Source organism: Nocardioides sp. (assembly GCF_035703625.1).
Taxonomy (GTDB): domain Bacteria; phylum Actinomycetota; class Actinomycetes; order Propionibacteriales; family Nocardioidaceae; genus Nocardioides.
In genome coordinates, this window is the sequence record NZ_DASSXS010000062.1 from 24,686 (window position 1) to 32,778 (window position 8,093).

The window sequence follows — 8,093 nt, forward strand, 5'->3', positions numbered from 1 at the left end:
CCGAAGCATGAGTGAGCACCCGGACCTCAAGCCCCGCTCCCGCGACGTCACCGACGGCCTCGAGCGGGCGGCCGCCCGCGGCATGCTGCGCGCGGTCGGCATGGGCGACGACGACTGGGAGAAGCCCCAGATCGGGGTGGCGAGCTCGTGGAACGAGATCACGCCGTGCAACCTCTCGCTGGACCGGCTGGCCAAGGCGGTCAAGAACGGCGTCCATGCCGGCGGCGGCTACCCGCTGGAGTTCGGCACCATCTCGGTCTCCGACGGGATCTCGATGGGGCACGAGGGCATGCACTTCTCGCTGGTGTCCCGTGAGGTGATCGCCGACTCCGTCGAGACGGTGATGATGGCCGAACGGCTCGACGGATCGGTGCTCCTCGCCGGCTGCGACAAGTCTCTGCCCGGCATGCTCATGGCCGCGGCCCGGCTCGACCTCGCCAGCGTGTTCCTCTACGCCGGCACCATCATGCCCGGGCAGGTGGACGGCAAGGACGTCACGATCATCGACGCCTTCGAGGCGGTCGGCGCCTGCCTGGCGGGGAAGATCACCCGCGAGAAGGTCGACGAGATCGAGCGCGCGATCTGTCCCGGCGAGGGCGCCTGCGGTGGGGCGTACACCGCCAACACGATGGCCAGCGTCGCCGAGGCGCTCGGCATGAGCCTGCCGGGCAGCTCGTCGCCGCCGGCGGTCGACCGGCGCCGCGACGGGTTCGCCCACAAGTCAGGCGAGGCCGTCGTCCAGATGCTGCGCCAGGGCATCACCGCGCGGCAGATCATGACCCGGCCCGCCTTCGAGAACGCGATCGCGATGGCGATGGCCCTCGGCGGCTCGACCAACGCGGTCCTCCACCTTCTCGCGATCGCCCGCGAGGCCGAGGTCGACCTGACCCTCGACGACTTCACCCGGATCGGCAGGAACGTCCCGCACCTCGCGGACATGAAGCCGTTCGGTCGCTTCGTCTGGACCGACTTCGACCGCGTCGGCGGCATCCCGGTCCTGCTGCGGGCGCTGCTGGACGCCGGTCACCTGGACGGCGACGTGCTCACCTGCACCGGGAAGACGATGGCGGAGAACCTCGCCGAGCTCGACCCCAAGCCGCTCGACGGCGAGATCCTGCGCCAGCTCGACCGGCCGATCCACGCCACCGGCGGCCTCACCATCCTCAAGGGCTCGCTGGCCCCGGACGGCGCCGTGGTCAAGAGCGCCGGCTTCGACGAGACGACGTTCACCGGCACGGCGCGGGTCTTCGACGGCGAACGGGCCGCCCTCGACGCCCTCGCCGCCGGCACCATCACGGCGGGTGACGTCGTGGTGATCCGCTACGAGGGCCCCAAGGGCGGCCCGGGGATGCGGGAGATGCTGGCGATCACGGGCGCGATCAAGGGCGCCGGGCTCGGCAAGGACGTCCTGCTGGTCACCGACGGGCGGTTCAGCGGGGGCACCACCGGCCTGTGTGTCGGCCACATCGCCCCCGAGGCCGCCGACGGAGGGCCGATCGCGTTCCTGCGCGACGGCGACCCGATCACCCTCGACGTCGCCAACGCCACCCTGGACGCCCGGATCGACGACCTCGAGACCCGGCGTACCGGATGGGCGCCCAACCCGCCGAAGTACACCCGCGGGGTGCTCGGCAAGTACGCCAAGGTCGTGCAGAGCGCCGCCCACGGGGCGGTCTGCGGCTGACGCTGCGATAGACAGGGCACGTGAACGACAGCCTGGAGCTCGACCGCACCGACCCGCTGGCCCACCTCCGTTCGCGCTTCCTCGGGACCTCGGAGCCGTTGGTCTACTTCGACGGCAACTCCCTGGGCCGACCGCTCGAGGTCACGCCTGAGCGCCTGGCGGCGTTCGTCCGGCACGACTGGGGCGAGCGACTCATCCGCGGCTGGGACGAGGGCTGGTTCGACCTCCCGCTCACGCTCGGCGACCGGCTCGGCCGGGTCGCCCTCGGCGCGGCGCCGGGCCAGACCGCCTTCGGCGACTCGACGACGGTCCTGCTCTACAAGGTGGTCCGGGCCGCCGTCGCGGCGCGCCCGGGGCGAGACGAGATCGTGATCGACCGCGACAACTTCCCCACCGACCGCTACGTCGCCCAGGGGATCGCCGCCGAGCTCGGGCTGACGCTGCGGTGGATCGACGTCGACACCTCCGCCGGCCTCACCGCCGACGAGCTCGCCGCCGCGGTCGGACCGAGGACGGCGCTGGTGATGGCCAGCCACGTCGCCTACCGGTCCGCCTGGCTCGCCGACGCACCGACCCTGACGCAGATCGCCCACGACGCCGGTGCGCTGGTCATGTGGGACCTCAGCCACTCGGTCGGCGTCGTACCCGTCCAGCTGGACAGGTGGGACGTCGACCTCGCCGTCGGCTGCAGCTACAAGTACCTCAACGGCGGGCCCGGCTCGCCCGCCTTCCTCTACGTCGCGCAACGCCACCTCGACGAGCTCACCCAGCCGATCCAGGGCTGGATGGGGGCCACCGACCCCTTCCTGATGGGCCCGACCTACACCCCGACCGACGGGATCCGCCGCTTCCACTCCGGGACCCCGCCGATCGTCGGGATGCTGGCCGTGGAGGACATGGTCGAGCTGATCGAGGAGGCCGGCATCGAGGCCGTGCGCGAGAAGTCGGTGGCCCTGACGTCGTACGCCGTCGAGCTCGCGGACGACCTGCTGGCGCCGCTCGGCGTCGACGTGGCCTCGCCGCGGGACCCGGCCCGACGCGGCGGCCACGTCACCCTCAGGCACCCACGGATGCAGGCAGTCACCGAGGCGCTGTGGAAGCGGGACGTGATCCCCGACTACCGCGACCCGCACGGCCTGCGGATCGGGCTGTCGCCGTTGTCGACCTCCTTCGAGGAGGTGGAGCGCGGCATGCACGCCGTCCTCGGGGAGCTGGAGCGGTCGGGGTGACCCGTACCAACGAGCACGGGCAGCCGGTCGGCGAGCCGGTTCCCGGCTGGGAGCCACGGCCCCCGCCCGGCCGGGTGACCCTCCACGGCCGCTACGTCCGGCTCGAGCCGGTCGCGGGCACCCACGCGGCCGATCTCTTCGACGCACTCGGCCACGAGGAAGACGACCGGCTGTGGACCTACCGCCACGACGACCGGCCCGCAGACGTCCACCACCTCGCGCGGATGATCGCGGGCTGGGCGGACCGGGCGGACACGGTCACGTTCGCCCTGGTGCCTGAGGAGACCGGCCGAGCGTCGGGTGTCGCCACGTTGTGCCGGGTCGATGCCGACCACGGGTCCATCGAGGTCGGCGCCGTGCTCCTCGCCCGCTCGCTCCAGCGGACCCGGGCGGCCACCGAGGCGCTCAGCCTCCTCGCCCGGCATGTCTTCGAGGACCTCGGCTACCGACGCCTCGAGTGGAAGCTCGACGCCTACAACGAGCCCTCGGCCCGGGCCGCCCGAAGGCTCGGGTTCTCCTACGAGGGGCGGTTCCGCAACGCGATGGTCTACAAGGGCCGCAACCGTGACACCGCCTGGTTCGCCATGACGGACGCCGACTGGCCGGCCGTCCGGTCCGCTCACGAGCGCTGGCTGGATCCGGGCAACTTCGACGAGGGCGGACGGCAACGCACTGCACTGTCGGACCTGACCCGTGGGCTGGCAGGGTGGGGGCCATGCAACAACGGATGAGCCTGGTGACCCTCGCCGTCGCCGATCTCGAGGCCACTCGACGCTTCTACGTCGACGGGCTCGGGTGGGAGGCGATGATCCACGTGCCCGGCGACGTGCTGATGATCAAGGTCGCCGACAAGGTGATCCTCAGCCTGTGGGACCGCGACCACTTCGAGGCCGAGGTCGGCGCCATCGCCACCGGCCAGGGGGTCGCGCCGCTCACCCTCGCCCACAACGTCGCCTCGCGCGAGGAGGTCGACGCGGTGCTGGCGACGGCACGCCAGGTGGGCGCCGACCCTGTGCAGGACGGAGTCGACCGGGCGTGGGGCGGCTACACCGGCTACTTCGGCGATCCCGACGGCTACCGCTGGGAGGTGGCCTGGGCGCCGGGCGACGTCGGCGCCGCCGTGCTGCCCTGAGGGCCGTACCCTTCGGGCACCTGCCGTCGTTGGAACCGCGTGCTCCCCATTCGCGCCGTCCTGCTCGCCCTGCTCCTGCCCCTGCTGGCGCCGATCGTCGGGGCTCCGCCCGCGGCCGCCGCCACCCGGGAGGACGCCGACCACTTCGAGGCCTACTTCCCCGCGGGTGACGGCATCAACACGCTGCACGCCGACGTGCTGCGGCCCAAGGGGATCTCCCCGGACAAGCGCACGCCGGTCATCCTCACGGTCAGCCCCTACACCAACCACTCGGGCGAGCCGCTGGAGAACGGGTTCGCCAACGAGGGCCCGAGCGACCGGTTCTACGACTTCCTCGACCTCAGCCGGATCCTCGAGCGCGGCTACACCTACGTGATGGTCGACCTGCCCGGCTTCGGCGGCTCCTCGGGCTGCAACGACTGGGGCGGCAACCGCGAGCAGGACGCGGTCGAGGCCGCGGTGAAGTGGGCCGCCTCGCGGCCCTGGTCGACCGGAAAGGTCGGCATGCTCGGCAAGTCGTACGACGCGTGGACCGGGCTGATGGGCGTCGCGCAGCGGCCGCCCGGGCTCGAGGCCGTGGTGGCGATGGAACCGGTGTACTCCGGCTACAACTACCTCTACAACCGGGGCGTCCGCTTCACGAACTCCGTCCTCACGCCCGCCCTCTTCCAGGCGATCGACGCGACCCCCGGATCGGTCAACGACTCGCCGCAGTACCACGTGAACGGGGCGCCCCAGGCCTGGTGCTACGGGCTCAACCAGTCCCTCCAGCAGATCGACTCACCGCACGACCCGTTCTGGCTGGAGCGCAACCTGCTGCCGCCGTCCCGAGGTTCCCGGGTGCCGTTGTTCCTGACCCAGGGCTTCCTGGAGACCAACACCAAGCAGGACGCGGCCTTCAGCTACTTCAACCGCCTGGGGTCCCGGGCCAACCGCGCCTGGTACGGCCAGTTCGACCACGTCCGGGGCTGGGAGAAGACCGCCGACGGCGAGCGCAGCCAGACCGGCAGGTCCCCGCAGCGGTTCATCGAGCAGGTCCTCGACTTCTTCGCGCAGCACCTGAAGGGCCGCGGCACCGTACGCCCCGGCATCGAGGTGCAGGACAACCTCGGCCGGTACCGGCGCGAGGCAGCCTGGCCGCCGGCCGACGCGACCACGCTGTGGAGCCGGCTCAACCGCGGCACCTACGCCGATGACGGCACCAACCAGGCCACCGGCGGCCCCGACGACACCGGTCACGGCGTGTGGTCGGTGTCGCAACCGCTGCGCCACCGCGCCTGGCTGGCCGGAGAGCCACAGCTGCGGGTGCGGGTCGAGACCACCGCGCCACGCACCAACCTGGTCGGCCTGGTCTACGACATCGCGCCCAGTGGCAAGGCCCGGCTGGTCAGCCGCGGAGCCAACCTGTTCCGGGGAGTGGGGGAGCAGTTCGCCACGTTCCGCCTCTACGGGCAGGACTGGGTGCTGCGCCGCGGCCACCGCATCGGTGTCCTGCTCTCGGGCGCCGACAGCTCCTGGTGGGTGCACGCCCCGACGATGGACACGGTGCGGGTGGAGTCGGCCGGGATCGGCCTTCCGTTCCTCCGCCGGGACCGCGTCGCCTTCCTGCCCGGAGGCTCCACTCCGCGGCTCGAGGAGCACCTGCGCCAGACCGCACCGGTGAGCCGGGCGACGATCCGGGGGGCGGACCGCACGTTCAGCCTGCCGGGCCGGTTGCGCTGACGCCTCCCGGCCCTGTCCTCCCGCACCCGGTCGCGGTAGGAAGGGTCAAGGAGGTGTCCCATGACCGACGACAGCACCCTCACCGCCGACCAGTTCGCCGAGGCGGGTCTCCCGGACTGGACCTGGCGCGACGACGCGATCCACGCCCACCTCGAGACGGGCGACTTCGCCACCGGGCTACGCCTGGTCAACCGGATCGGTGAGGCAGCGGAGGCGATGAACCACCATCCCGACCTCGATCTGCGCTATCCCCACCTCGACGTCAGGCTGTCCAGCCACGACGCGGGCGGGGTGACCGACCGGGACGTGAGGCTGGCCCGGACCATCAGCGAGTACGCAGCCGACGAGGGCGTGGGGTCGGGCTGACGCCAGATGCTGGGACGCCCGTACCACCATGTGGGACGGGGTGACAGACTTGCCGGGCGCTCGGAGTGAGCACCCATCGTGACGGAGGAGGCAGGCGATGACCCACAGCACGGGTACCCCGGGGAGCGGGCCTGTCGTGACCGGGGCCCAGAGCCTGATCGCGTCGCTCGAGGCGGCCGGCGCCGAGAACGTCTTCGGCATCCCCGGTGGCGCCATCCTCCCGGCCTACGACCCCCTCATGGACAGCCGGATCCGGCACATCCTGGTCCGCCACGAGCAGGGGGCGGGCCACGCCGCGCAGGGGTACGCCGCCGCGACCGGCAAGGTGGGCGTGTGCATGGCCACCTCGGGTCCCGGCGCCACCAACCTGGTCACCCCGCTCGCCGACGCCCACATGGACTCGGTGCCGATGGTGGCCGTGACCGGCCAGGTCGGCGCGACCGCGATCGGCACGGACGCCTTCCAGGAGGCGGACATCCGCGGCATCACCATGCCGATCACCAAGCACAACTTCCTGGTCACCGACCCCGCCGAGATCCCGCGCACGATCGCCGAGGCCTTCTACATCGCCTCGACCGGCCGGCCCGGTCCGGTCCTCGTGGACGTCGCGAAGTCGGCGCTGCAGGCGCAGACGACGTACGCCTGGCCCACCGAGCTGCACCTGCCCGGGTACCGGCCGGTGACCCGGCCCCACTCGAAGCAGATCCGTGAGGCCGCGCGGCTGATCCTGGAGTCCCGCCGGCCGGTGCTCTACGTCGGCGGCGGCACCATCCGGGCCGCCGCCCACCGCGAGCTCAAGGTCCTCGCCGAGCTCACCGGGATCCCGGTCGTCACCACCCTGATGGCCCGTGGTGCCTTCCCCGACTCCCACCCCCAGCACCTCGGCATGCCGGGCATGCACGGCACCGTCGCCGCGGTCGCGGGGCTCCAGCGCAGCGACCTGATCATCAGCCTCGGGGCGCGCTTCGACGACCGGGTCACCGGCAACCTCGACTCGTTCGCGCCCGGCGCGAAGGTGATCCACGCCGACATCGACCCGGCGGAGATCGGCAAGAACCGCGCGGCCGACATCCCGATCGTCGGCGACTGCCGCGAGGTGATCAGCGACCTGGTCGTCGCACTCAAGGCCGAGGCGGACGCCGGCACCACCGGTGACTACGAGGCCTGGGTCGCCTTCCTGGCCGGCGTCAAGAAGAAGTACCCCCTGGGCTACGACACCCCCGCCGACGGCGGCCTTGCCCCGCAGCTGGTGTGCGAGCGGCTCGGCGCCCTCGCCGGACCCGACGCGGTCTACTGCGCCGGCGTCGGCCAGCACCAGATGTGGGCCGCCCACTTCGTGGGCTACGAGCGGCCCAACACCTGGATCAACTCCGGCGGGCTCGGCACCATGGGCTTCGCCGTACCGGCCGCGATGGGCGCCAAGGTCGGGGTTCCCGGCTCTCCGGTCTGGGCGATCGACGGCGACGGGTGCTTCCAGATGACCAACCAGGAGCTGGCCACCTGCGCGATCAACGACATCCCGATCAAGGTCGCGGTGATCAACAACGAGTCGCTCGGCATGGTCCGCCAGTGGCAGACGCTCTTCTACAACGAGCGCTACTCCAACACCGACCTGCACAGCAAGCGGATCCCCGACTTCGTCAAGCTGGCCGAGGCCTACGGGTGCGTCGGGTTGTCCTGCGACAGCCCCGACGACCTCGACGCCACCATCGCGAAGGCGATGGAGATCAACGACGTCCCGGTCGTCGTCGACTTCCGGGTGCACCGCGACGCGATGGTCTGGCCGATGGTGGCCGCCGGCACCAGCAACGACGACATCAAGTACGCCCGCGACCTCGCGCCCGACTTCGAGGAGGACGAGCTCTAGATGTCGACGCACACCTTGTCGGTCCTGGTCGAGAACAAGCCCGGCGTGCTGGCCCGGATCGCGGGCCTGTTCAGCCGCCGGGGCTTCAACATC

The 8,093-nt window shown here is 71.7% G+C and carries 8 protein-coding genes; all 8 read left to right on the top strand.

The genetic code is table 11. From position 1 onward, the window contains the following. Nucleotides 1-7: 7 nt before the first annotated feature. On the top strand, nucleotides 8-1,684 hold the full coding sequence (gene ilvD, locus VFN12_RS03075; protein WP_325117109.1) for a dihydroxy-acid dehydratase: 1,677 nt from the start codon (nucleotides 8-10) through the stop codon (nucleotides 1,682-1,684). 20 nt (nucleotides 1,685-1,704) lie between these two features. Continuing rightward, entirely contained in the window at nucleotides 1,705-2,913 is a 1,209-nt protein-coding gene (locus VFN12_RS03080) for a kynureninase (RefSeq protein ID WP_325117110.1), read from the top strand. Next, a complete protein-coding gene (locus VFN12_RS03085) occupies nucleotides 2,910-3,644 on the top strand; it encodes a GNAT family protein (protein ID WP_325117111.1) in 735 nt (244 codons plus the stop codon). Before VFN12_RS03080 ends, VFN12_RS03085 begins: the two co-directional genes overlap by 4 nt. Next, the gene (locus VFN12_RS03090; protein ID WP_325117112.1) at nucleotides 3,629-4,045 is read left to right on the top strand and encodes a VOC family protein; all 417 of its coding nucleotides are present in this window, start codon (nucleotides 3,629-3,631) and stop codon (nucleotides 4,043-4,045) included. Before VFN12_RS03085 ends, VFN12_RS03090 begins: the two co-directional genes overlap by 16 nt. A gap of 39 nt (nucleotides 4,046-4,084) precedes the next feature. After that, on the top strand, nucleotides 4,085-5,767 hold the full coding sequence (locus VFN12_RS03095) for a CocE/NonD family hydrolase (RefSeq protein ID WP_325117113.1): 1,683 nt from the start codon (nucleotides 4,085-4,087) through the stop codon (nucleotides 5,765-5,767). Nucleotides 5,768-5,827: 60 nt separating this feature from the next. Further along, on the top strand, nucleotides 5,828-6,133 hold the full coding sequence (locus VFN12_RS03100) for a 4a-hydroxytetrahydrobiopterin dehydratase (protein WP_325117114.1): 306 nt from the start codon (nucleotides 5,828-5,830) through the stop codon (nucleotides 6,131-6,133). Nucleotides 6,134-6,230: 97 nt separating this feature from the next. Next, a complete protein-coding gene (locus tag VFN12_RS03105) occupies nucleotides 6,231-8,000 on the top strand; it encodes an acetolactate synthase large subunit (RefSeq protein WP_325117115.1) in 1,770 nt (589 codons plus the stop codon). After that, on the top strand, nucleotides 8,001-8,093 hold a 93-nt coding region (locus VFN12_RS03110), incomplete at its 3' end, for an ACT domain-containing protein (protein ID WP_325117116.1).

Coding starts and splice junctions, on each gene's coding strand:
- ilvD (WP_325117109.1), top strand. CDS start 8: ATGAGTGAGCACCCGGACCTCAAGCCCCGCTCCCGCGACGTCACCGAC.
- VFN12_RS03090 (WP_325117112.1), top strand. CDS start 3,629: ATGCAACAACGGATGAGCCTGGTGACCCTCGCCGTCGCCGATCTCGAG.
- VFN12_RS03100 (WP_325117114.1), top strand. CDS start 5,828: ATGACCGACGACAGCACCCTCACCGCCGACCAGTTCGCCGAGGCGGGT.
- VFN12_RS03105 (WP_325117115.1), top strand. CDS start 6,231: ATGACCCACAGCACGGGTACCCCGGGGAGCGGGCCTGTCGTGACCGGG.